This window comes from Paenibacillus tuaregi (assembly GCF_900086655.1).
Lineage (GTDB): Bacteria > Bacillota > Bacilli > Paenibacillales > Paenibacillaceae > Fontibacillus > Fontibacillus tuaregi.
In genome coordinates, this window is sequence record NZ_LT575476.1 from 3,795,418 (window position 1) to 3,820,263 (window position 24,846).

A 24,846-nucleotide genomic window follows, 5' to 3' on the forward strand; every position below is an offset into this window, starting at 1 on the left:
AACCGCAGCCTGCGCATGGCTGCGGTTGTTTGAACGGGTTAAATTTAGAATGAAGGCGTGTAGAACTCGACAGACGTATTCGGAGTCTCTGCCGTGCCTGTTATGGTGTAAGTATCATAAGGTAGATTGGGCACTTTGAATAAAAAATACCCGGGGTCTGAGTTGGTTGCCCGATAATCTGAGAAAACAACTTGTCCACTTGAATTTGTGACTTTGAATGAACCTTCAGGTCCATAGTATGGAAGATGACCGCCATGCAAGAGGCCTGAGAAGACCAGATTTCCTTGTCCTGTAATTTGGACGCTGGTTTGGGAAGAAGCAGCTGAAGCCATTGGAATTGCGGCGAAGATCAACACAAGCACAAGCATAAGCATGGAAAGCGTTCTCTTTTTCAAATCAACTCATCCTCTCGTCACTTCATGGATTTGGGACGTCCCATCTTCAATATACCACCAATTCCATAATTTACAATATTTAAAATGATTTTTATTCAATAATCTTGTTAAATATTCACTCCTGCTGCCTCACAAGAAAAAGCGGCCCCGCAGGCCGCTTTCTTCCTCTTTATCTGATTTAATTAAAATCTTACAGGCTGTACACATACCGGCTTGGACACTTCAGCCGTCTCCCCAGTGAATGTGAGCCGGCCTGTTTCCACATCGACCCGGAATACAGTCAGGTTGTTGGAATCCCGGTTCGCCACAACCAAGAACTTGCCTTCCGGCGTTAATGCAAAGTGACGGGGATGCCCCCCTTCTGTAGAAACGTGCTCCACATAACTCAAATTTCCGGTATCCGGATTAATCTGATAAACGACGATGCTGTCGTGCCCCCGGTTGGAGCCGTAGAGATACCGTCCATCGCGGGATACCGCAACCTCCGCGGTAATATTCTCACCTTGATAGCCTTCGGGAAGTGTCGACACGACTTCTAAGGCGCTCAGCTTTCCAGAGCTTTTGTCGTAGCTGAATGCGGCAATGGTGGAATTTACTTCATTAATGACATACACATACTCTCCGCTTGGATGGAATGTCAGGTGGCGAGGCCCTGAACCCGGCGGCAGCAAAGTATCCGCGTGGAATTCCAAAGACCGTCTCTCCTCATTAATGGTATAAGTCCGAACCACATCAATTCCTAGATCCGAAACGAATAGATATCTGCCATCAGGGCTGAAGAACGCGGAATGCACGTGCGGCCTTTCCTGGCGTTCAGGATTAGTCCCTTGGCCCGTATGCTGTTTGGTATCCAGCAGTCTGCCAACGGTGCCGTCCGAAAGCAGTTCTATCAACCCCACCGTGCCTCCATGATAACTGGAGACTACCAAATAACGGTTATCCTTGCTCCGGTTAATATGGCAAGTCGTACTTCCAAGATTGGCTTCCCGGTTCAGCTCCTGCAGCTTGCCGCTTGCAGAGTCAATCTCGAAAGAGGCAACCGCACCTCCTTTATTCCCATCAACTTTAGCCTCAGTAATTGCATACAGCTTATGATTGGCAGCATCCACGTTCAGAAATGTCGGATTCGCAAGCCCAGACACCTGATCGAGCCGGTTAAGCGCCCCATTATCTTCATTCAGCTCGTAGACATAAACCCCTGGCCCTTCGGCTTCCGCGTAGGACCCTATAAACAGCAATAGCCGGTTTAATTGTTCAGACAACAGAATTCCTCCTTATGTATCCTTCAAGGGTTCAATACCCATACCCCATCTTTCTTATTGTTTCTCAATTTGAATCAAAAGTCCAGTCTGGGGCGCAGATCAGGATCTATCTGAGGCTTACTCTTCTTCTCTCTCTCGCCGAGACAAGACATGCCTCCAGCAGCCTCATATTCTGCAGGGCATCCTCAGGAGGGAACAGCTGCGGCATATGGCCAAGTACGGCCTTACCGAAATCCTCAATTTGCCGGACATATGCGTTCACGGCCGCCTCACGGTATTCTTGCAGCTCACCGCTGGAGAACAGATAATACCCGGATTGCTCCTTGCCCGAGAAGGCATGAGGAATTTCAATCCTGCCCTCCGAACCGACAATTTCAAGACACCGTCTCTCCTCCGCCCACATCCCGCAATCGAAGGTCATCGTCAGCCCACCCGCAAATTCAACCAGTCCGGTGGACATCATGTCTACCCCATCGTGGTCTTTGGAAAAGAAGGAATTCACCGTCACGGCTTCAGGCTCCAAGTCTGTGAAATAACGCGCAGCACTGAGCGGATAGCCACCCACATCATAAAGCGAGCCGCCTCCCCAGTCCGCTCTGTACCTGATATTGTCCAGCTGACCTGGATTGTTATAGGTGAATGAACCTCGAATAACCCGAAGTTCCCCGACACCACCACCGGTGACCAAACGCTGGGCCCGCTGAAGCACCGGATGGTGCCTGTACATCATCGCTTCAGCGAGCAGAACCCCTGCATCCGAGCAGGCCTTAATCATGCGCTCCGCCTCCCATGCGCTTAGGGCTATGGGCTTCTCACACAGAACATGCTTTCCAGCTTCAGCTGCCTTAATGGTCCACTCCATATGCAGGTGGTTCGGGAGCGGAATATAAACAGCATCCACTTCAGGATCTTGGAGCAGCTCTTCATAGCTCCCATATGCCTTCTGAACCTCATGCTGATCCGCCAGCGCTTTGCTTTTCTCAATTCCCCGGCTCGCTACCGCCTCGATTACCCCGTTTGAAGACTCTGCGATCGCAGGCATGACACAATCCTTTGCAATTCCCGCACAGCCCATAATGCCCCAACGAATTTGCTCGTTCATAACATCTCCTCCGATCCTTTTATTTAGAAGCAACCTAAAGTTATGCTTATGAGCCTAATTACATAAGAATTTTGACTTAAATAAGTTGATCTATTGATTTACAAGCAAGTCTCAAATTCAACTTATATAGAATTATGTATTTGGTTTAAATATTATCTATTAAGCATAAACCGGACAGTCGGGGATGAAACAGATATTCGGGATATGATAAGGTATCTGGAAGATCAATTTAAGCTCAGGAGTGAATACAGATGAAACCCATCAAAGTAGGAATCATTGGCGGAGGCGGTATTGCGGGAGCTCATGCCAAGGCATACCGGAAGCTGCCTTTTGTCGACATCATTGCCGTTGCCGATATTATGGAAGGACGGGCTCAGTCCTTCGTAGAACAGTATAATCTCAAAGAAACGCAGGCCTTCACTGATTATCACGAACTCCTTAGACTGGATGAACTGGATGCGGTCAGCATCTGTACCCCAAATGTCTCCCATCATCAAATCTCGGTGGATGCCCTGCGGGCGGGCAAGCAGGTCCTGCTGGAAAAGCCCATGTCGGTTACCCTTGCCGAGGCTATCGATATGGTTAATGTCTCCAAGCAGACCGGAGGCATGCTGTCGATCGGATTCCAGCCCCGTTATGATCCGAATATGAAACTCATGAAGGACATTGTCAGCTCAGGCGAGCTGGGCAAGGTTTATTATGTTGAGACCGGTGGAGGGCGGCGCAGAGGGATGCCTGGCGGCACGTTCATCAACAAAAAACTGGCCGGAGCCGGAGCTATGGCCGATGTCGGCTGCTACTCCCTGGACCTCGTGCTGAACACACTTAATCATCCGCGGCCTTTGACCGTATCGGCTTTTACGACAAATCACTTTGGAACGAACAAACGCTATCACCCCGAAGCGGAGAAGTTTGAGGTGGAAGACTTCGGTGTAGCCATGATCCGGTTCGAGAATGACATGGTCCTTCAGTTCAAAATTTCCTGGGCCATGCACATGGACACTCTAGGGCCAACTATGTTCCTTGGAACCGATGGCGGACTTAAGGTAACCCCGCAGGGAATCGGGCCGTGGTCCGGCGTATGGCAGGGCAAGGTTGGTTCCATGCAGCTGTTCCAGGATGACAATTTTGGTCACCTGACCAGAGACATCCTGCTCAAGGATGATGAGATCAACCTGTTCGACGAGAAGGTGCGTGATTTCGCCGAGGCCGTGAGGGACGGCCGGCCCGCTCCGATTCCAGGTGAGGAAATTCTGATCCAACAGGCGATCATTGACGGGGTGCTGCGTTCCTCGCAGGAACGCCGGGAGGTCAGCGTGGAGCTGCCGCATCATATTTCCGTCCCTTCACTTGAATCGTAAGAGAGTTATACAAAGTGCCCAAATAAATTTGTGATTTTTGTGAAAAAGTGGTTCACGTTATCCCATTTTTATGATACGATGATAACGCTTCCATAGAATTTAAAGGGGGGACTTGGATGATACAAGTGAGCACACCACAGCGAAATGTTTACGAGGATTTCAATCCAAAGCTGGACGCTTACTATTTCAAAGTCGGGGACTACGGTCTAATCAGCTTTCACGGGAGGAATTATACGATAAAGAAGCGAATGTCTTCCGCGGAGAAGGCCAAACTGTTATCCGAGGCATCTTTTTACCGCCTAACCTCTAACTTCTATGTCAATCTGGACAAAATCACACATATTGAGAACCAGGCACTCTACTTCAAGGATAAGATTTCCGGGGATAAATGCATCCCGGTGTCCCGCAGAACCCAGGAACAGGTCAGACGACTACTGATCAAACAGAATCATATTGCAATCTAATATTATATGAAGAAGCCGTCCCCCATATGGAGAACGGCTTTTGTTTTGTACACTTTATTCTTTGGTATACAAGCGTGCCGATTCTTCCCAAATTTCACCCGGAGCCAGGCTGATAAGCCCAATCTCCTCTGCCGGCAGATTGACCTTTGGAGCATTCACCAGATTCATTTGGGGCTCAGGGCAGAAGAAGCCCTCGGTCGCTCCGTTGTTCCACACCATCCACATTTTGTAGGAGGTCCCTACGTCATACACCAGTGTCACGCCATGCTTCGTATCCGTCAGCTCCATACGGTTGCGGCCGTCTTGCGGAGCTGCTGTGTAATGATTGTCCATCGGGCCAAAGAACGGATTCACTCCCCCCTGCTTCAGCTTCTCTTCCTCGGGGGACAGCGGCTGGAGTTTGCCGGTCGGCAGCATTCGCTCGTTCAGCTCCCACCGCTGCCCAATGGTAATCTGGGCCAGATAATCCTTGGCCTCTCCACCTTGGACAAATGGAGCATTGATGGCGGTGTGAAAAGCGATCAGACAAGGTAGAGGCTCCGCTCCCTCATTCTTCACCGTTACCAATTGGGACAGGCCATCCGGTCCCAGTGTATAACGAAGCTTTACTGTGAACTCAAAAGGAAATACCTCGTAGACCGGATGCTCCCGGGTGATTGTAACCTTCACAGTGGCAAAGCTCTCGCGCTCAGTCTGGCCAAGCTGCTCCACTTCCCATGGAATCGTGTGGAGGAAGCCGTGCAGATGATTTCCTGTAGCGGGCTCATTGATCGGGAACTGATAGGTTTTGCCATTCCAAGGGAATTTACCATCCTCGTAGCGGTTAGGCGGGAACAGAACGGGAATTCCGTAAGTTCCTGGACCTTGCCTGAAAGTGTCCATCTCGTCTTCCCGCGGTTCCCGAAGGAACCGGTAATTTCTCTTGGTATCCCGGAAGGCAATCAGATTCCCACCCACTCCTGGCAGCAGGACGGCCTCATACGGTCCGGCCTTTAGACAGACCGCTTCTTCGCCCTGATAATCACCTTGATATGCTTGTACTTCAGCCATGTGTGAACTCTCCCTTCACTTGTTGCTTCATAAAATTATAACTCTGTTGTCATTCTACCAGATTGTTAGTCTGAAAGCGCTGCTATTCCACTCTCTTCCACTTTTGAGTACTCATTTTATTAGATTTTAATGTTCGCCTTGTCCAGTCCACGCTCTACGGTTATAATGTTGGTGGCAAACATATGTTTGCCAATCTAATCTGCAAGAGCAGGCAGGAGGAACACATGAAAGGTACCACACATCTGGCTATTGGAACGGCCATTGGCGCTGCGGCAGCTGCCCACTATCCGTTCTCTCCAAAGAGTACGGCCTTGTATCTTGCTGTCTCTGCATTCTCCGCACTCAGCGCAGATCTTGACGGTCCAAGCATGCTGAGCTCCAAGATTGGCAAGGTATCCGGGGTCATCCGCGGCCTCTTGCTCTGGTCAGGGGTGATTACCTTAGCTATTCTGGGATATCAATATTTCACCCTAAATGTCTTCTACCCGGAATACACCGCTGCCTCGGGAGCCCTATTCATGCTTGGCCTGTTGACCAGAGAGGGGATCATTCGCAATTTCCTGGTCAGTCTCATTGGCGGAGCTTTGATCTATGGCGCTCTAGTGTGGCAGCTTGCCTGGCTTGGCGGGCTCGGCTTGTTCATTGCGATAGCCCCTTGGCTTAAGCACCGGGGAATGACTCATACTGTCTGGGCTGTCATTCTGTGGGGGGCCATCGGCCGGGGATTGGAGCAGCAGCTCCAGCTGCCAGGAATTATGACCACAGCCACACTGGGTTACCTGTCGCACCTGCTGGCTGACACCCTTACTCCAAGCGGCGTCAAATGGCTGTATCCATTGTATAAGAAACCTTTCAAGTTATCTTAGTCAGCATTCCCGCAGAACTCTTTATTCGACATCCCAGCCACAGTCCTTATCTGCGGGAGCCCCTTTGTGGCTTGAGAAACTTTCCCTTCCCTTCAACTCACCTCTCTCCTCACTTGCCTCCCTAACCTTGATATAACATTAGTGATTCCTTTCAGAAATTCCGCCTTTATCACTGTAGGCGATAGGACTGACTTCGCTTCTCCTATGTCTACAAATAGAGCCGTATTCATCCTACAAACAGGCCCGTATTCCCCAATCCAGCATCTGAAATGTAAACGCTGTCCGTGGCTTCTTTAAAATGATATAATTCTAATTAACCAAACGATTTGGAGGGATTAATAACGATGGAATACCGTATTGAGAAAGATACTATGGGCGAAATTAAAGTGCCTGCGGACAAACTTTGGGGTGCACAAACCCAGCGAAGCAGAGAGAACTTCCCAATCGGGATTGAGCATATGCCAATTGAAGTGGTCAAAGCTTTTGCCATTCTTAAACGAAGCGCCGCCATTACCAACCACAAGCTGGGCAAGCTCTCCGAAGTGAAGGCTAAAGCTATAGCTCAAGCAGCTGACGAGATCGAAAATGGCCGCTGGGATGACCAGTTCCCTCTTGTCGTTTGGCAGACAGGCAGCGGAACCCAGTCTAACATGAACGTCAATGAAGTCATCGCCCACCGCGGGAATCAGATTCTACAGGAACAAGGCTCTGAAGAACGTCTTCATCCCAATGACGATGTGAATATGTCCCAGAGCTCCAACGATACATTCCCGACGGCCTTACATATTGCCGGTGTGATCGCGGTAGAAGATCTCCTTCTCCCAGCGATAACCAAGCTGGAGGATACTTTTGCTCATAAATCGGAACAATTCAAGGATATTATCAAAATCGGGCGCACCCATCTTCAAGATGCAACCCCGCTTACGCTTGGCCAGGAGATCAGCGGCTGGCAGCACATGCTGCAGAAGAGCCGCCGTATGATTACCGACAGTGTTCAATATATGAAAGAGCTGGCCATCGGGGGTACGGCTGTAGGAACTGGCATCAACGCCCATCCTGAGTTCGGCGACAAGACCGCCGAAGAGATCAGCGCCTCCACAGGCAAAATCTTCATCTCTGCCTCCAACAAGTTCCATGCTCTAACCAGCCATGATCAAGTCGCCTATACCCATGGCGCAATCAAGGCCCTTGCGGCTGATGTCATGAAGATCGCCAATGATATCCGCTGGCTGGCCAGCGGCCCGCGCAGCGGCATCGGTGAAATCACCATCCCTGAGAATGAGCCGGGCAGCTCCATCATGCCGGGCAAGGTCAATCCGACCCAATGTGAAGCGATCACCATGGTGGCCGCACAAGTGCTGGGCAACGATGTCACCATAGGTATTGCTGCCAGCCAAGGGAATTTTGAGCTGAATGTATTTAAGCCGGTCATTATTTATAACTTCCTTCAGTCCGTCAGATTGCTGGCCGATTCCCTCGTAGCGTTCAATGATAACTGTGCGGTCGGCATCGAACCGAATTATGAGAAGCTCGCACATAACCTGAAGAACTCGCTTATGCTTGTAACCGCACTGAACCCGTATATCGGTTATGAGAATGCGGCGAAGATTGCCAAGCTCGCGCACAAAGAGAATTTGACTCTGAAGGAAGCGGCTTTGAAGACAGGCCTGCTGACCGAAGAGCAGTTCGATGAATATGTTAAACCGGAAAAAATGATCAACCCGGCCTAATCTGCCGTTATGATGATATTTAAGATTACTTATATCTCCGAAGGATACAAAGTTAAGGGATACTTGGCACTTCCTGAGGGTTACGACATTCCCCTGCCTAAGCTTCAGAGCTGGATCAGCGGCTTCTATAGCGCTGATTCTGATCTGGAGGCCATAAGAACCGCGGAATCCATAAACAGGACCTCATCTGATCTCTTGTCCCGGAAGTGGCCTGTGTTCATCTACTGCCGGGGCGGGATGGGCAATTTCGGAAGTGTCAGAACCTCTTGGCTGGAGCATTTCACCCGTCACGGGCACATTGTATTCGCACCCTGTTACCGGGGAAATGAAACCGGTGAAGGAATGGATGAATTCGGCGGCGCGGACCGGGAGGATGTGTTTTCCGCGTTCCGTCTGCTTCAGAGCCTTCCTTTTGTGGACGAGAACCGGATTTCGGTTATGGGCTTCTCACGCGGGTCCATTAATGCGGCTCTGACCGCCGCAGAGCTGAAAGACACGCACCGCCTTATTCTGTGGAGCGGTGTCTCCGATCTGGCCAAAACCTACGAGGAACGGATTTCGCTTAGACGCATGCTGAAGCGCGTGCTTGGGGGGACTCCCGCAAGACGGCCTGAGGCCTATGCAGCCAGATCCCCTATCCAATTCGCGGAGCGGATTCATTGCCCGGTATTGATTATGCATGGCACCTCGGATGTGCAGGTCGACTACAGCCATGGCCTTACCATGTATCACAAGCTTATGGAGCTTGGCATGACCGCCGAGCTCCATTCTTATTCGGGCTATGGGCACATATTTCCGCCTGCCAAGCACCTCGAAGCGGTCGAGCGAATGTTCCGCTGGATTCAAGGCCCGGCGACAGACAGGCAGACTTAAGAAGATCCTGTCGTCCTCTATGCGGTCACTACCTTTCGGCTGTTCACATACAATAATTATGAATGTGACTAGTGACTACCATAGGGAGTGAAGTGTATGCCGCAATACAGGATCATCGTAGATCTGTCTGAACGCCAGCTCTATCTGCTGGATGGAGATACAGTGACCCATGGGTTCCCGGTTGGCGTAGGACGGATGCTGACCGGAACACCAACCGGGGAGTATACGATTATCAACAAACAGTACAACCCCGGAGGTCCATTCGGCGTGCTGTGGATGGGCTTGTCCAAGCCCCACTATGGCATTCACGGCACGAATGATCCTTCCTCAATTGGCCATTATGTGTCCCATGGCTGTATCCGCATGTACAATGAGGATGTGACCGCTTTGTCCGCGCTTGTGCCGGTAGGGACTAGAGTCACCATCCGTCAATAGAATAACAACAAAGAGCAGTAACCCATAATGTGAGCATGAACCGCCCTTTGGACGGTCATTTCGCTTGGGGTTACTGCTCTTTTTAATGTTCAACAGATGCAGCCAATCGGCGTGACAGGTCGTGTTGGCTTAGACCACGCTCATCTGCTCTATTGTCCGCTTACTAACGGTAGCCGTCAGCACTCCGCTAGTGATCTCCGTTGGATTCACTTCCCGGCCATCTGAGGGTGACCGGAATGTCCATCCGGCAGATGCAGCAGGCTATCATATCCACAAACAAGGACCTTCCACGGTCAGAGAACGATTTGGCATCAAAAGCGAAAGTTAGCTAATCTTTGTAAAATCCTTGCTGTTCCGCATACCTACCCCAGTGGGGACGTCTTCCGTCAATATCCTCGAAGCTGTATTCCTCAGACAGACCCCAGGTTGTAAGAATCTGTCCGGTCTTCTTATAAACCTCCGGGTCCGCTGCCAATGCAGCCACAGCCCTGCCAATATAAGCGGGTGTCTCTGACATCAGGAAATTCGGATCTTTCTCCCCGGCATCCTGCCAATTCTCCTCGGTAACCCCGAAATAATCCAGCATATACTCGGATCTGAGAAAGCCGGGACTGAGGGCAACCGAAGTGACCTTGTGCTTCCTAAGTTCCTCAGCCATGGAGACTGCAAGATGTATGGTGGAGACCTTAGCCAGACTGTAATAGAGGTTGCCCCGGTAACGGTAATCAAACCCGTCAGTGATTTCAACGATCAGGCCTTGGCCGCGCTTAACCATAAGCGGGGCAGCATAATAAGACGTGATCATATGTGTGAACACGGCGGTCCGCTGCATTTTCACCCCATCCTCCAGCGGCTGCTCCCAGAACGGCGTATCCCAATGCGTTAAATCCTCTCCGCCCCAAATATCATTAACCAGTATATCAAGCTGCCCGTTCTGCTCCCCGTCAATCTTCTCAAGTAGAGCCTTAACCTCGGATTCCTGTGAATGGTCCACCCTCACGGCGATTCCCTCTCCTCCCAGGGCGTTTACAAGCTCGGCCGTTTCCTCAATAGTCTCCGGTCTGCCCATTTCCGACAGATTGCCGCGGCTGCTGCGCCCCGTCACATAAACTGTCGCTCCGGCTTCACCTAGTCTTGAAGCAATCCCGCGCCCGGCCCCCCGGGTTCCACCTGCCACCAATGCTACCTTGCCCTTCAAAGGTTTATTCATATGTATCCTCCTCTTCTGTTTCAAACTCAGTTTTAGTATAGAGAGGTATATATGACAACCAATGTCTTATTTATATGCTACAATAAATTCAAACTCACAACTTTGAAGGAGGCTGAATTAAAGTGAGGGCAGACCGACTGCTTAGGCTCGTTCTTCTGCTTCAGAACAACGGCAAAATGACCTCAGCCGAAATGGCAGCAGAGCTTGAGGTTAACGCCAGAACGATTGTCCGCGATATGGAGGCTTTATCCTCTGCAGGAATACCGGTATATGCCGAGCGTGGGCCGCAAGGCGGTTGGCGGCTAACAGACGGTTACAGAACGAACCTGACCGGCATGAACTCCAGGGAAGTTCTCTCCCTGCTTCTTGCAGCCTCTCCTTCGCTGTTCCGTGACCTGGGTATTGAGGATCAGCATAAATCAGCGGCCAGCAAGCTGCTTGCAGCTTCATCGCGGCCTTTGCGCCAAGACGCCGAAATGGCCAGGGAACGGCTTCATATTGACGGAGCCGGCTGGCATCCATCCACAGAGAGGGTCCCCCTTCTTCCGGTTATCCAAGAAGCGGTATGGACGGACAGTAAACTTGTGATCGAGTATGCCAAAGATTCAGGTGAGGTGTCGCGGGTCGTATGCCCGCTCGGCATTGTCGCCAAGGGAACGATCTGGTATTTGGTCGCCGCCACAGACGGATCAGAGGGGGAAATCCGGACTTACCGTGTCTCGCGGATACGCAAAGCTTCACCTGTTCACGGCTCTTTTGTGCGTCCAAGCGGCTTTAATCTGGCGGAGTATTGGGATGCCTCGACCCGGGAGTTCAAAAGCCGGCTTCCCATTTACCCGGCCGACCTGCTTGTTGCAAAAGACGCGTATTCAAGACTTGCCCGTGAACGATATGTTCAAATCATCAGCTCCACGGACATGGGCTCCAGCGGTACACGGCTTGAAGTACAGTTTAATACCCTGGATTCCGCGTGTGAGATTATACTAGGTTATGGAATACGGGTCCGCGTGCTGGCCCCTGAGGAACTCCGGGCGCGTATTATTGCTGAGGCGGCAGCTATTTTAACTGGCTATGGGCAGGACCCGGCCCCTCTGGAATAACGCGTATTTTCATTTCGGCCGGACTCGCCGTATAATTATACTGCAGCGCTTTAACTACAATAGAGGAGAATTAGATACGAATGGAAAAGGACCCTGATTTGAAGATTTCCTATGAAGTGCTCGGTTTACCTGAAACCGCCTCCAGAGAGGAAGTGGAGAAGCGGTTTGAAGTTCTTGCCCGTCAGTACCGATCCAAGCCATCTGAAGAGTTTGAACCTATCGTGAAAGCCTTCAAAAACATAACCAACACCCAAGACAGACTTAAAGTTGAGGAACTAACCCGCAAAAAGTATGCAAAATACAAGGCTTTCGCTGGGACGGCTGAGAAAATCGACGATTTCTTCCGTCTATACAAAGGAAGAGTATTCATAGCCCTCATTGCTCTTATTGTACTCATCTTCGGGGTGAATGCGTATTTGAACCACCGGGCGGAGCAGGAACGGCTGGCCAAGCTGCCTCCGGTTGATCTGTCCGTGATGCTTATGGGCAATTTCATCCAGCTGGAGAATCAAGACTCCACAGCCTCGCTGGAAGCGGCACTTAAGGCACCTTTTCCTGATTGGAAAAGAGTCACCGCCTTGATCTCTTATCTGCCTGCCGAAGGGGCGGCGCAGACAAGCGTGGCCTTGCAACAGAAAGCCCTTCTTCAGCTCAGCACCGAAACTCCGGATATCTTCATCATGGACAAACAATCTTATGCCTGGATCGTTAAGAGCAGCGCATTGATTCCCCTCGATGCGGAAGTCTCTGGACGCTTCAAGCCATGGCTGAAAGACGCACAGATTCTTAAGGCCTCACGCGACGAAGAGACTTCCGAGCACATTTACGGAATTGATGTTTCAAATACGCCGCTCGCGGCCAAGCTGCCGCTGGCCCACTCGGGGGTTATCCTCGGCATCCGTGACGGAGCAGCTCATAAAGACAAAGCTTTGAATTTTATCGAGCAGTATTTGAAGAGCAAATAAACCACTAAGGATGCACAAGAGTTATCAGGACCGGAAGTACGACGAATGAAGCCAATGTGGTATACAAGATGCACTTGGATACCAGCTTCGGTGAAGCATTGAATTTCTCGGACAAGACCACCGCATTAACTGCCACAGGCATAGAGGCAAGCACAAGAAGGACGGGGAACAAGGTTCCCTGCACGTTCAGCAGCAGCAGAACAAGCGCAGCAATCCATGGCGACAGCACCAGCCGGATTACCAGCCCCGTCCAAAATGCCTGCTTCACCCCTCTCTCCAGCTTTTCCCTTCCTACGCTGATCATTTGCGCTCCCAGAATGGCAAGTACAACCGGGGAGTAGGCCCCAGCCACCATCGCAATGCCTGACTGCACTCCCTCTGGAAGATGCATGCCCAGTGCCCTGACCAGAATGGCAAAAGCAGCAGCATAGATGGCCGGAAGCCGGAAGACAGACTGCACGGCATTCTTTACAGAGAATTCAGACCTCGCCGCAAAATATACCCCGACCGTATTTACAATCAGCATCTGACCGATGACATAAACAGAGGCCTTGTCCAGTCCCAGCTTGCCGAAGGCAAGCAGCACCAGTGGAAGCCCGTAATTCACACTATTGGTGAAGGTGGACACCAGGGTAAGTCCGGCCCGCTCTGCGGCAGGCAGCCTCAGCAGTCTCCCAATTAACTGGGCTGCACCCCACAGCAGCAGCAAATTCAGTACTGAGAAGCCTGCGGTATGATAGACGTCCGTCCACGTGATATCAGCCGTAAGCAGCGTTTCCAGCAGGATTGCGGGGCTGAGGAAATATAGATAGAGCACAGTGAGCGGCTTCGTATCCAGGTGGATAAAGTAACGAAGCAGCGCCCCAGCGATAACCGGAATGGACAACGGAATAATCGTCTGGAGCAGCGTGGATAAGACATGTTGGATCATATTCATCGTTTCCTTTCCCCTGAATCGGATGTCTGTGAAGTCATTTTCAAACCGCTCTTCAAATCTGTCTTTAAATCTAACCCAATCACGCTTAGGAATCCAAGATTCATTAACTATTATAGATATAGGATTTGCCTATCTTTTACCTAGACCATTTGTCGTGGACGATGCTATAATGTGGGAACTGGTCATATCAAAAGGGGGACGATTTTCCTATGTCATGGTTAAACAAGCTTCCGATGTCCAAGCGAATTACAGTATCATGTTATTTGGTTGCAGCCCTGTTCGGAATCCCGGTTCTAGCTGCTTTTCTGATCCTGGGGAATGTGCTGGTTGGCGTTATTATGGTTGTCGTGCTCGCTGCTCTAACTTACCCGCTTGCGCGCATAATTGAGAAAGCGCTAACATCGACCATGGACGAAATGAACAGTGTAACTTCACGAATTGCCAAGGGCGACTTCACCCAACGGGTTAATGAGAACGGGAATACAGGCACATTCAGCCGTTCCTTCAACGGGATGATGGACAAGCTGGCCCAGATTCTACGCGAAGCCGCTGGAATTACGGGTCAGGTCATGAGCTCAAGCCGCAGCATCTCCGAGAAGAATCAAGAGTTGACTACCGTTATGCAGCAGGTTGCCTTCTCAGCGAACGAGCTCGCCGTAGGAGCCCAGGAAATTTCCAACGATGTTGCGGAAATGACCACGGCTATCCAGGATATTGAAACCAAGGTTAGCCGTTATGCAGAATCCACCAAAGCTATGAACATCCGTTCCGCCCATACCCTGAATCTTGTTGAGCAAGGAAGCAGCGCCGCTCAGAAGCAAGCGGAAGGAATGCAAAGAAATATTGAAGCCACCCGCAAGGTTAGCGAAACCATTGATAAGCTCTCACGAAGCGCCAAGGGCATCTCCAAGATTACCAAAACGATCTCCGAGATCGCAGATCAGACCAATCTGCTCTCTCTGAACGCATCGATAGAAGCAGCCCGCGCTGGGGAGCACGGCAAAGGCTTTGCGGTTGTCGCGGATGAGGTTCGTAAACTAGCCGAGGAGTCAACCCAGTCTACCAAGGAAGTCTTTGGACTTGTGCGGAGTATTGAAATGGATATTATGCATACGATCACGAATATGATGGAGAATGAAGAGGTTGTCCGTCTGCAAAGCGAGATGATCAATGAAGCGCAGGGCATTTTCAGCGAGATGGTGCAAAGTGTCCAGTTCATTGTGGAGCAGATGGAAGCTTTTACTCAAGAGAGTGAATCTGTATATGACAGCGCGCGGAGAATCTCTGCTGCAATCCAGAACATTTCGGCCATTACCGAGCAGTCAGCTGCTGGAACGGAACAGGTATCCGCAAGCATGAATGAGCAGATGGCCTCCATCAAGATTGTGGCTGAGGAAGCTGAAGCGATGAATCAGGCAGTCCTAAAACTCCATAAGACGATACATATCTTTAAATTTTAATGTGGCAAAACCCCAGGCAGGCTATTTAGACCTCGATCCTGGGGTTTTTAATGGGTTCTGCTTTGGTTCTGCTTTGGTTCTGCTTTGGTTCTGCTTTGGTTCTGCTTTGGTTCTGCTTTGGTTCTGCTTTGGTTCTGCTTTGGTTCTGCTTTGGTTCTGCTTTGGTTCTGCTTTGGTTCTGCTTTGGTTTCTACTTCTCTCTTGTATTTGAGCTTCTGCGTATAATTACTCTTTGACTCTATGATCCTGCTCCTGGTTAACCGGCATCTGAACTTCCTTGTCTTCAGCTGCTTCCCCAGTATTTCTGTCTTCGGGTTCAAGAGATTCTGCAGCTTCTATCTTTTCGCTTGCTTTTTCATCCTGATCTTGCCCGGCCGAGGCGGGATTGTGACGGAAAGACTCTCGCTTGGCAGCTCTGCGCTGAGCCCTTGCTGCACGCACCTTCCACACGGCCACCCCAATGATACACCCCAGCAATAGAACCGGTAGGGCACCGGATAATACAACAAGCAGCCACTGCACCAGAAGGTACATCACATTCAGGGTATCGGATAAAGCCGTCTTAGCCCTCTCCAGCAGCGGAGTGTGCTCTTTGCCCGAATCTGGAATCGCTGCTGCCCCGTCGCTTTGGAACAGATGAACCGATACCGTGGAATAGGTTACGTTGTTGTCTAAATATCGCATACGCCCCTTAACCTGCTCAATTTCCTCCTGAATCTGACCCAATTCATTAGCAAAGGTCACCAGATCATCAGTCTTGGCTGCCTTCTTCATAAATTCCGTATATCTCTCTTCCATAATCTGCTTGGCCTTCAGCCTGGACTCCAGATCCACATATTCCTCGGTTACATCCTGCCCTTCCATCGATTGGGATAATGATTCATGTTTGATTTTGGTTATGTCATCCATGAATGAACTGAAGCCGGCAGCCGGAACTTTGATGACCAGCCTGCCGTTCATCTGCTTCTCACTTTGATCCTCCGAGAAAGTAACGATATATCCTCCGGCCTGCTTCACCTTGCTTCGAACTTCATCCTGAGCTTTCCTGTAGTCCTTAACCTGCATGGATAAGTCAGCTTTGTAAATCAGCTTCTTGCCTGATTCAGCGTTACCCTGCACGGCTGTGAAGCCAGGTGCCCCCGACTTGGAACTCTTGGCTTCTTCGGTACCGGATTCCGATTTTGCAGTGTGGCTGTTAGATTCATCTCTTTTGATGGCGTCTGATGAATTCGCCGTGACCGCTTGATCGGCTACTTTCGCACTCCCGGTGTTTTCCGAGGAAGCGCTCTTCTCATAACCCGAAGAGCAGCCCCCGAAAATGACTGCAAGAGTAAGTACCAGAATGCATAAAAACCCCCGTTTTTGCATTTCAAAGCCTCCTGTCCAGAATTTTGCAATTCACATTCCTAACGTTTACAAAAGTTGGAAGGTTGCAGAACGAAACTGAACAAAAAAACAGCCTTGGACAGGCTGCTTTTCCGGACAATGCTCCATTGTCGATATTTTGAGCTACAGATTTTTCAATTTATAAAACTCGCCTTTCTTCTCAAGCAGTTCATCATAGGTTCCGCTTTCCACAATCCGACCCTTCTTCATCACCACAATCCGGTCCACATTCCGTACGGTGGAGAGACGGTGGGCAACGATAAAGGTGGTCCGGCCCTCCATCAGCTGTTCCATCGCCTGCTGAACGTGCCGTTCCGACACATTATCCAGCGCTGATGTTGCCTCATCGAGAATAATAATCTGAGGATCACGGACCAAGGCTCTGGCAATCGCAATACGCTGACGCTGTCCCCCGGACAGGCGCCCGCCATGCTCACCTACGGAAGTCTCCAGCCCATCAGGCAGACTATCGATCACATCCTGCAGATTCGCCATCCAAATAGCTTTCTGGAGCTGATCTTCGGATATGTCCGGCAGACCATATGTAATGTTCTCCCGAATAGTTCCTGAGAACAGGATATTGTTCTGGAGTACAATGGCAAGGGACTGCCTATAGCGCTGCATGCTCAGCTCATCCATCGGAATCCCGTCAATCCAAATTCGGCCGGCCTGCGGTTTATAGAAACCTATAACCAGGTTAAGGATCGTGGATTTGCCTGAACCGGATTCGCCAACAAAAGCCACTTTCTCCCCTGGCTTCACATTTAACGTGAAGCTGCTCAGCACATGGCGGTCCGATTCCTTGTATTTGAAGCCCACCTCCTCAAATCTATACTCTCCGCGGATGACATCAGGTTTAATGCGCCCCTTATACTCCTCTGTCTCCTTGGACAAGAGCACCTCTGATACGGAGTGAAGCGATTCAAAGCCCTTTACCAGGTTGGGATATACGTTCAGAATGGAGCTTACGGACCCGATAATCATGTTGAAGAACCCTTGATACATCACGATGTCACCAATTTCCATCATGCCGATCCTGGCCAGATAAGCGGTGAAGAACAGGCAGCCTACTTGGAACAGCTGAAAGACTACCCAACTGGTTGAGCCAAAATACGCTTCAAGCACATCCAGCTTGTAACCCCGCTCCCGGATATGCTGAAGAGCCTGATCCACCTTGCGGATTTCCACCTCCTCAAGTCCATGTGCCCGGGTCACCGGTATCATCTCAACCGTTTCAGATACCGTACCTGACATCCTCTCAATGTTCCGGCGCACCTCCCGGTTGCTGCTTGACATCTTGGCCCGGAAGAACCGGACCAGATAAATGGAGGCCGGAGCCATCAGGATAAAGAACAACGCCACAATCCAGCTGTGATACAAAGTAAGTCCGATAATGATAACTAAACTGATCGCAGAAGGAATGATGGTCATCATCATCTGTCTTGACAAGAAATCAATGGCTTCGACATCCCGCAGCACTTTGGATTGAAGCCTACCGGCGTTCATATCACCATGATACCCGAGCGACAGCTGCTGCAGCTTGCGTACCAGTGTACTTCGAAGCCCCGCCTCCACATGCCTGACCGCCATGCTGATATTGCTGATATGCAGCGTATGCGTTGGGATATTCTGAATAATAATCACAACAATGACGGCCAGATTAATCCAGAATTCCGACAAGGAATGCCGGTCCGGATAGCTGACAAGGTTGATAATGTTTGCTGTGACCACAGGCAGCACCCATACAGGAAGTGCTTTTAGTGTATAGTAAAAAGCCGATAGTGCGACCTTGCTTCCATGATTCCTGAACAGCCTCGCCAGCAGGCTCATCGGCTTTATCTTCGCTGCCTGCTCATTTTCAAACCACTTGGAATAATCCAGGGTTGACTCTAATTTTGCCATTTCCTTCACCCGCTTTTTTACTTATGATATGAGTAGGGCTTACAGCCCAGAATAAGTATAGTTCTCCGGGCAGCCGACTTCTATAACATTTTCGGCCCCGATTCTATCGCAAGTTTAACTAAATCGGACATTATGGGAGCTGTTCATCATGACAAGTTTACCTCCGGAACGCTGGTTCCCCCACATACGCTCTGAAATATGTATCTATTCAACGCATACAAGGACCGTGCCGGGCGGCTGGACCTGCGGACGCCACGTCCACCATATGCTGTTTGAAATTAATCTGGTGCTGGATGGAACCCAGACGGCAATAGCGGGTTCAACAGAACATGAGCAGCACGCTGGGGATCTGATGCTGATTTCTCCCATGCAGATGCATGACTATCAAATCAGGGGTTCAGAGAATACCACGTTTTTCGTCGTTCATTTTCAAGTGGATGATCCGGTTTTCCATAAGCTGTTCGAAATGAATAATAAGGGGCTGTACGCTAAGGGGCACCCGCTTAACACCCTGCTTGTGCCCTTAGTGATGAACCTGATGAAGGCCCTATTCGAGGATTCGAAATCAACCTCCAGGTTATTTCTTCACTTGTTCACGCTCATTACAGAGCTGCAATCTTATTTCAACCAGGAAGGGCAGGGGAAAGAGCCTGCCCTGCATTCCGAGCTCTCCTACCTTATAGCCAAGGAAATCGAAACAAGAGTTCTCTCCTCTACCTCTTCAGACCAGCCAGGCGGGGATTGGCTCGAGAGCATCTCCCATAACTTGGGCGTAAGCCGCCGTCACTGCCACCGCATCTTCAAGCAGTTCTACGGCATGTCACCCAGGGAGTATCTAATGATCCTCAAGCGGCAGGAGGCTATGCAAATGCTGGTCAGCAGTACTGAAACCATAGAGCGCATCGCCCACCGGATCGGATACGAGAATGTACAGAGCTTCAGCCGCCAGTTTGTCTCCTGGACCGGCTGTACACCGGGCGCATTCCGGAAAAATCATCAGGATGATGTGCTCCATCTAACCCCGCTTGAGAGATAGCATTTTTTCAAATGTGCACTTAATAAGAAAAAGATAACCTTTGATCTAGTTGATCCAGGTCACCTTGTGCGCCGCATATTCAGCTAATCATTTCTATGGCTCCGATGTAGTCCGAGTTGTCCTGCCTCATCTTTAGGGTCAAATGTGGGTGTTTATTATATTTTTATAATGTCATATTGACAGCAAGCGTTTTCATGTAGTTAGATGATATTACAACTATCGAATATGGATCTTCGGGGGCAGGTGAAATTCCTGACCGGCGGTGATGGTTCGTGCGTGAACCTTAAGCCCGCGACTCGTCATGATTGCTCAGGCAAAGTGGCGACTGACTTGGTGTAATTCCAAGGCCGACGGTATAGTCCGGATGGGAGAAGATCATAAAGCAAGCCGTACTACGGTCTTTTTTACGTATGCCATGGTTTGTTTGATGAGCCCCCGTGTGCACTTTTCCAAGTGTGTACGGGGGTTTTCTACATCGAGGTCCTATATTCAAAACTATATAGTTAGGAGTTTTTGAATATGGAAAATGTCAATACGTCTTTAAATTACAACCGCAGCCGGGTTGGAACCGGCTTTTGGTTCGTCGTTCTGGGTGCTGCGCTCTGGGGAGCTGATCCCTTGTTCCGAATCCTGCTGCTCAAGTATCTGACCTCTTCCCAGATTGTTCTTCTTGAGCATGCGCTGCTGTTCTTATTCGCGGCTCCTGTCCTGTGGTCACACCGCAATGAGCTGAAGGGTATTCGCTTGAAGCAAGCTGCCGCACTTCTCTTTATTTCCTGGGGTGGTTCCGCCATCGCTTCGATCCTGTTCACCCAGGCGCTTTCGTCAGGCAGCGGCAATCTAAACGCTGTTCTCCTGCTTCAGAAGCTGCAGCCTATATTCGCCATCGTGATGGCCAGATTCATGCTTAAGGAAGCCCTGCCAAAATATTTTACAGGCCTGCTCCTTATGGCTGTTGCCGGTACTTATCTCTTAACGTTCGGATGGAGTATTCCATTTGGACATGTGAGTGAATTTATCCAAATCGGAAGCTTGTTGTCCCTTGGCGCCGCGGCGCTTTGGGGCGGATCTACCGTGATGGGACGATATATGCTTGGCAGCATGAAGTATGAGACGGTCACTTCGCTTCGCTTCCTGCTAGCCCTGCCGCTGCTGTTCATGATCACCGCAAATCAAGGCGCAGCCTGGAATCTTCCATCCGGCGCGGGTGAATTAACAGCAATTACGGTCAATATGTTCATGCAAGCTTTGGTGCCTGGACTTCTTAGTCTCCTTCTGTATTACAAGGGGCTTTCTACAACCAAAGCTTCCTTCGCCACACTTGCGGAGCTCAGCTTCCCGATGGTGGCCGTGCTCGTGAACTGGATTGCATTCCATCAAATGATCACCGTACCTCAATTCATCGGATTTGTCTTCATTTGGCTGGCCTTGTTCACCATCTCCAGACAGCAGCAGAATTAAATCTGTTCCAGACTCAAAACGAGGGAGCCCCATACAGTCATGACCATGACTATATGGGGCTCCCTCTTCTTGCTTTATTTTCAGATCCTTGAATTGGTTTATCAATCAACGATCATTTAGATATTTTTTACAAGCTCAATAATCTCATCGGCAGAACCAGCTTTCAACAGTTGTTCTCTGAACTCCTCATGAATAAGCTTGCGGGAGAGAGCCACCAGGATCTTCAAATGTTCATTTCCCACGTTCTCTTCCGGTACAGCAATCATGAATACGATGGATACCGGCTTGTCATCAAGAGACTCCCAGTCTGCGGGCTGAGCCAGCCTTGCAAAGGACAAGCTAGCCCTTGCCACACCCGCAGACTTACCATGCGGGATAGCTACGCCGAATCCAATTCCTGTCGAGCTCTGGGCTTCACGGGCAAGAACCGCCTGCACGTATTTCTCAAGGTCAGTCACAGATCCGGAAGCTGTAAGGCCCGCAGCCATTTTACGGATAATCTCCTCCCTACTTCCGGGTTCAAGTGATAGAAAAATCGAGTCTTTACTTAACAAATCTTGAATATTCATAGTTGTCAGCTCCTCATTAAATATAGGTAATGCCTTAAGCAGCTATTTTATTTCTCTTAAACAAATTCACAAGCAGGGCCGTAACAATCGTGCCTGCGGCAATCGCGACGACATACCAGAGGATATTATCGATTGCGTTCGGAATAGCCAGAACGAATATGCCTCCGTGTGGTGCATGCAGTCCTACACCAAATGCCATGGACAGTGCCCCCGCAACCCCTGATCCGATCATAAAAGAGGGAATCATCCGCAGCGGATCGGCAGCCCCGAAGGGAATTGCGCCTTCCGTAATGAAGGACAAGCCAAGCACCGCTGCAACCTTGCCTGCCTCACGTTCTTCCTTGTTGAACTTCTTGGAGGAAAGCAATGTAGCAAGCCAAATTCCCAGAGGAGGTGTCATCCCCGCAGCCATTACTGCGGCCATAGGCCCGAACAAGCTGCTTGCCAGCAGACCTGTCGCAAAGGTATAAGCAGTTTTGTTGAAAGGTCCTCCCATATCAATTGCCATCATCGCACCCAGGATAGCACCCAGGATAATCGCATTTGCCGAACCCATCGTAGTCAGCCAGGAAGTAAGTCCGTCCATCAACCATTTAAGCGGATCACCAATTACATAAATCATCAGCAAGCCTACAACCAACACCGAAGCTAGAGGTATGATAAGCACAGGCTTGAGCCCCTCCATCACTTTCGGCAGCTTGATGTACTTAATCAGCGCTTTAACCACATAACCCGCAAGGAAACCGGCGATTATTCCGCCTAAGAAACCTCCGCCTACCTGGGTCGATAATACTCCGCCCACCAATCCTGGCGCTAGTCCAAGCTTACCGGCAATCGAGAAGGAAATAAACCCGGCCAGAATTGGAACCATGAGGCCCATTGATGCTTTCCCCAGCATCAGGAGTTGATACCCCAACGTCCCTTCAGCTGGCTTAAGTCCAAAAATAAACGAAAGTGCAATGATCAGACCGCCGGCAACCACAAGCGGCAGCATATTGGATACGCCATTCATCAGATGTTTATAGATCATACCGGCCGAACTGGTTTCTTTCTCTGCAGATTTCGGCGCAGCCGGGGCACCTTGAGCTGCCGGGGCGGACGCCTGCTTCGCCAGCGCCTGCTCAATCAGCTCCCCAGGTCTCTTGATGCCGTGGGCAACCGGTACTTTAATTACAGGTTTGCCAGCAAACCGCTCCTCAAGCACATCCGTATCCGCCGCCACAATAATTGCATGGGCCTCGGCAATTTCCTCAGGACTTAGCTCATTCTCAACCCCCATAGCCCCGCGGGTCTCAACTTTGATCGGAACGTTCCTTTCTTCTGCGGCCTTTTGCAGAGATTCCGCCGCCATATAAGTATGCGCAATTCCGGTTGGGCAAGCTGTAACAGCCAATAATTTTTTCATAGTTATCTTCCCCTTTATATGGTGGACTTTCTGAGTTGCTTTCGAAAAATGTTCTTCTTAACTATCGAAGCTATTAATCCTCTCAATATTCACATGCTCCAGGTTGCGAGTAATTTCATCTCTCGTACACACTTCTGTTCCTGCCTTGGATGCTGTTACCGTCCCGGCCGTAGTGGCCCAGCGGGCAATCTGTTCCAAGCTGTAGCCTTCAAGCAGGCTGTAAGTGACCGCAGCTACCATGGAGTCCCCTGCACCTACTGTACTTTGAGGTTCAATAGGGAACGGGCTTGCTTTAAGCACCTCGTCAGCGCTTACAAAAATTGCCCCTTCTGCTCCCATGGAGACGATCACCAGCGTGACCCCTTCCTGAATCAGACTTCGGCTGGCCTGTACGATATCCCCGGTATGCTCCAGCTTTCTGCCCATCAGCTGTTCAAGCTCATGGATGTTCGGCTTGACTGCGTAGGGTTTTCCTTTGAGGCCTTCCAGCAGCGCATCTCCATCCGCGTCCAGAATCGTCTTCACTTGTCTGTGGTTTGCCATTTCTATAATGGTCCTGTAAATATCCGATTGAATGCCTGGCGGAATGCTTCCTCCAAGTACCAGTACTTTCACATCATTAAGGAGGGTCTCCATCTGTCTAATGAACAGCTGGGTGTCCGCCTCTCCAATCAAGGAGCCCCGTTCATTCACCTCTGTAGTTACTGCTGAAGAGCTATCCACAAGCTTAAGGTTTGTTCTTGTCTCCCCCTCTACAGGGATGAAGGCTTGATCAATTCCCAGCTTGACCAGATCTTCAAGAAGCTGGCGGCCGCTGTATCCTCCTGCAAAACCCGTAGCGGTTACAGGAACCTGAAAGCTGCGAAGCACCTTGGCCACATTGATTCCCTTGCCACCCGGATCAATTCTGATCTCCTGAACCCGGTTCAATCCGCCAATTTGAAGCCCGTCAAGGGTAACCGTCTTATCCAAGGCGGGGTTTAGGGTCACCGTAATTACTGATGGTTTCATTTCAAATTCTCCTGTTCTTGGGCAAGTGTAACCTCGATGTCTAATTTATTAAGTTCATTGATGAACTTGGGTGAAACCTCCTGGTCAAAAATACAATGATGAATCTCCGACAGATCAGCTACTTTGGCATAAGCAACTTTGCCAATCTTGCTGTGGTCGGCCAGAAGGATAACTTCTCCCGCAATACGGATCATTCTCCTCTTGGTAGAGGCTTCGATCAAATTCGGGGTCGTAATCCCTTGGATCAAATCAATTCCGTTTGTGGCGATAAATGCTTTATCGACCCGGATCATCCCAAGCGCCTGCTCGGTCATCGGTCCCACGAAAGCCTGTGTCTCAGGCCTTAGAATCCCGCCAAGCAGCGTAATTTCAATATTACGATTATCTCTCAGCTCATTCAGCACAAGCATCGAGTTCGTAATCACCCGAATCGAAGGTATATGTTTAATTTCCCTGGCCAAATGAAGTGTCGTTGTCCCGGAATCCAGGAGAATCGTGTCTCCCTGCTGAACCTGCTGGGCCGCAACCCGTGCAATGGACTCCTTCTCCTTCTTTAGAACAACCTCCTTATCCAGAATGCTGGGCTCAAAACTGGTGCTCTGAAGAGATACCGCCCCACCATGGGTACGCTTCAGCAGCCTGGCTTCTTCAAGCTCCTTCAAATCCCGGCGGATCGTTGACTCGGAAACTTCAAATATTTCACTAAACTCCTGTACGGAAGCACGCTGGTTCCGTTCAAGATACTGAAGTAATTGTGTTTTTCGCTCCTCTTCAAACAACATATGAATCACCTTCTCTTCAATGAGCAATTTGTGAGCATTTACGATTGTTATCGATCGTTTGTGCTCATTTATGATTATAATAGC

General features: G+C 50.0%; 23 protein-coding genes and 1 riboswitch. Of the genes, 11 read left to right on the forward strand and 12 right to left on the reverse strand.

Going from position 1 to position 24,846, the window contains the following annotated elements; translation table 11 throughout:
- Positions 1–44 precede the first annotated feature (44 nt).
- The 3 genes from BN6628_RS16980 to BN6628_RS16990 form a co-directional block, all read right to left on the reverse strand.
- Positions 45–395, reverse strand: a complete 351-nt coding sequence (locus BN6628_RS16980) for a hypothetical protein (protein WP_148449289.1) — start codon at positions 393–395, stop codon at positions 45–47.
- A gap of 182 nt (positions 396–577) precedes the next feature.
- Positions 578–1,657 (reverse strand): lactonase family protein, encoded by a 1,080-nt coding sequence (locus tag BN6628_RS16985; protein WP_392397645.1) that lies wholly within the window; start codon positions 1,655–1,657, stop codon positions 578–580.
- A 106-nt stretch (positions 1,658–1,763) separates the two neighbouring features.
- A complete protein-coding gene (locus BN6628_RS16990) occupies positions 1,764–2,759 on the reverse strand; it encodes a Gfo/Idh/MocA family protein (protein WP_068619494.1) in 996 nt (331 codons plus the stop codon).
- 251 nt (positions 2,760–3,010) lie between these two features.
- Between BN6628_RS16990 and BN6628_RS16995 the strand changes: the two genes are divergently transcribed.
- Together BN6628_RS16995 and BN6628_RS17000 are read left to right on the forward strand one after the other, a co-directional pair.
- Positions 3,011–4,120 (forward strand): Gfo/Idh/MocA family protein, encoded by a 1,110-nt coding sequence (locus BN6628_RS16995; protein ID WP_068619495.1) that lies wholly within the window; start codon positions 3,011–3,013, stop codon positions 4,118–4,120.
- 116 nt (positions 4,121–4,236) lie between these two features.
- Positions 4,237–4,584 (forward strand): LytTR family transcriptional regulator DNA-binding domain-containing protein, encoded by a 348-nt coding sequence (locus BN6628_RS17000; protein ID WP_068619497.1) that lies wholly within the window; start codon positions 4,237–4,239, stop codon positions 4,582–4,584.
- A 54-nt stretch (positions 4,585–4,638) separates the two neighbouring features.
- Here the strand turns inward: BN6628_RS17000 and BN6628_RS17005 are convergent, their stop codons facing one another.
- Positions 4,639–5,634 carry an aldose 1-epimerase gene (locus tag BN6628_RS17005; protein WP_068619499.1) on the reverse strand — a complete coding sequence of 332 codons (996 nt, stop codon included), beginning with the start codon at positions 5,632–5,634 and terminating at the stop codon, positions 4,639–4,641.
- Positions 5,635–5,858: 224 nt separating this feature from the next.
- Here BN6628_RS17005 and BN6628_RS17010 point away from each other — a divergent pair, with 224 nt between their 5' ends.
- The 4 genes from BN6628_RS17010 to BN6628_RS17025 all read left to right on the forward strand — a co-directional run bounded on the left by BN6628_RS17010 (position 5,859) and on the right by BN6628_RS17025 (position 9,538).
- Complete coding sequence (locus BN6628_RS17010) at positions 5,859–6,500, forward strand: metal-dependent hydrolase (RefSeq protein ID WP_068619501.1); 642 nt, start codon at positions 5,859–5,861, stop codon at positions 6,498–6,500.
- A 344-nt stretch (positions 6,501–6,844) separates the two neighbouring features.
- Positions 6,845–8,230 carry a class II fumarate hydratase gene (fumC, locus tag BN6628_RS17015; protein ID WP_068619503.1) on the forward strand — a complete coding sequence of 462 codons (1,386 nt, stop codon included), beginning with the start codon at positions 6,845–6,847 and terminating at the stop codon, positions 8,228–8,230.
- A 63-nt stretch (positions 8,231–8,293) separates the two neighbouring features.
- The gene (locus BN6628_RS17020) at positions 8,294–9,103 is read left to right on the forward strand and encodes an alpha/beta hydrolase family protein (RefSeq protein ID WP_235847658.1); all 810 of its coding nucleotides are present in this window, start codon (positions 8,294–8,296) and stop codon (positions 9,101–9,103) included.
- Between the two features lie 96 nt (positions 9,104–9,199).
- Entirely contained in the window at positions 9,200–9,538 is a 339-nt protein-coding gene (locus tag BN6628_RS17025) for a L,D-transpeptidase (RefSeq protein WP_068619505.1), read from the forward strand.
- Between the two features lie 328 nt (positions 9,539–9,866).
- On the opposite strand, the gene BN6628_RS17030 is transcribed toward BN6628_RS17025, so the two are convergent.
- Positions 9,867–10,748: an SDR family oxidoreductase gene (locus BN6628_RS17030; RefSeq protein ID WP_068619507.1), complete on the reverse strand. Its 882-nt coding sequence runs from the start codon at positions 10,746–10,748 to the stop codon at positions 9,867–9,869.
- 122 nt (positions 10,749–10,870) lie between these two features.
- Here BN6628_RS17030 and BN6628_RS17035 point away from each other — a divergent pair, with 122 nt between their 5' ends.
- Positions 10,871–11,848 (forward strand): helix-turn-helix transcriptional regulator, encoded by a 978-nt coding sequence (locus BN6628_RS17035; protein ID WP_068619509.1) that lies wholly within the window; start codon positions 10,871–10,873, stop codon positions 11,846–11,848.
- Between the two features lie 80 nt (positions 11,849–11,928).
- Positions 11,929–12,813, forward strand: a complete 885-nt coding sequence (locus BN6628_RS17040) for a J domain-containing protein (protein WP_068619511.1) — start codon at positions 11,929–11,931, stop codon at positions 12,811–12,813.
- Positions 12,814–12,817: 4 nt separating this feature from the next.
- Here BN6628_RS17040 and BN6628_RS17045 read toward each other — a convergent pair whose 3' ends face one another.
- Positions 12,818–13,744 carry an AEC family transporter gene (locus BN6628_RS17045; protein ID WP_068622390.1) on the reverse strand — a complete coding sequence of 309 codons (927 nt, stop codon included), beginning with the start codon at positions 13,742–13,744 and terminating at the stop codon, positions 12,818–12,820.
- Positions 13,745–13,959: 215 nt separating this feature from the next.
- Here BN6628_RS17045 and BN6628_RS17050 point away from each other — a divergent pair, with 215 nt between their 5' ends.
- Complete coding sequence (locus BN6628_RS17050) at positions 13,960–15,210, forward strand: methyl-accepting chemotaxis protein (RefSeq protein WP_068619513.1); 1,251 nt, start codon at positions 13,960–13,962, stop codon at positions 15,208–15,210.
- Positions 15,211–15,435: 225 nt separating this feature from the next.
- On the opposite strand, the gene BN6628_RS17055 is transcribed toward BN6628_RS17050, so the two are convergent.
- Positions 15,436–16,578 carry a DUF4349 domain-containing protein gene (locus BN6628_RS17055; RefSeq protein WP_068619515.1) on the reverse strand — a complete coding sequence of 381 codons (1,143 nt, stop codon included), beginning with the start codon at positions 16,576–16,578 and terminating at the stop codon, positions 15,436–15,438.
- 141 nt (positions 16,579–16,719) lie between these two features.
- Positions 16,720–18,498, reverse strand: a complete 1,779-nt coding sequence (locus tag BN6628_RS17060; protein WP_068619518.1) for an ABC transporter ATP-binding protein — start codon at positions 18,496–18,498, stop codon at positions 16,720–16,722.
- Between the two features lie 148 nt (positions 18,499–18,646).
- On the opposite strand from BN6628_RS17060, the gene BN6628_RS17065 reads away from it, so the two are divergent.
- Together BN6628_RS17065 and BN6628_RS17070 are read left to right on the forward strand one after the other, a co-directional pair.
- Positions 18,647–19,534 (forward strand): helix-turn-helix domain-containing protein, encoded by an 888-nt coding sequence (locus BN6628_RS17065; protein WP_082926947.1) that lies wholly within the window; start codon positions 18,647–18,649, stop codon positions 19,532–19,534.
- Between the two features lie 225 nt (positions 19,535–19,759).
- Positions 19,760–19,914, forward strand: a riboswitch (FMN riboswitch).
- A 139-nt stretch (positions 19,915–20,053) separates the two neighbouring features.
- The gene (locus BN6628_RS17070; RefSeq protein WP_068619526.1) at positions 20,054–20,995 is read left to right on the forward strand and encodes a DMT family transporter; all 942 of its coding nucleotides are present in this window, start codon (positions 20,054–20,056) and stop codon (positions 20,993–20,995) included.
- A 116-nt stretch (positions 20,996–21,111) separates the two neighbouring features.
- Here BN6628_RS17070 and BN6628_RS17075 read toward each other — a convergent pair whose 3' ends face one another.
- From BN6628_RS17075 to BN6628_RS17090, 4 genes are read right to left on the reverse strand one after another with little or no spacing between them, the layout of a single operon-like run.
- Positions 21,112–21,564: a PTS sugar transporter subunit IIA gene (locus BN6628_RS17075; protein WP_068619528.1), complete on the reverse strand. Its 453-nt coding sequence runs from the start codon at positions 21,562–21,564 to the stop codon at positions 21,112–21,114.
- A gap of 34 nt (positions 21,565–21,598) precedes the next feature.
- Complete coding sequence (locus tag BN6628_RS17080; protein ID WP_068619530.1) at positions 21,599–22,969, reverse strand: PTS fructose transporter subunit IIC; 1,371 nt, start codon at positions 22,967–22,969, stop codon at positions 21,599–21,601.
- Between the two features lie 57 nt (positions 22,970–23,026).
- Positions 23,027–23,980 (reverse strand): 1-phosphofructokinase, encoded by a 954-nt coding sequence (gene pfkB / locus BN6628_RS17085; protein WP_068619532.1) that lies wholly within the window; start codon positions 23,978–23,980, stop codon positions 23,027–23,029.
- On the reverse strand, positions 23,977–24,762 hold the full coding sequence (locus BN6628_RS17090; RefSeq protein ID WP_068619533.1) for a DeoR/GlpR family DNA-binding transcription regulator: 786 nt from the start codon (positions 24,760–24,762) through the stop codon (positions 23,977–23,979). Before BN6628_RS17090 ends, pfkB begins: the two co-directional genes overlap by 4 nt.
- Positions 24,763–24,846 lie beyond the last annotated feature (84 nt).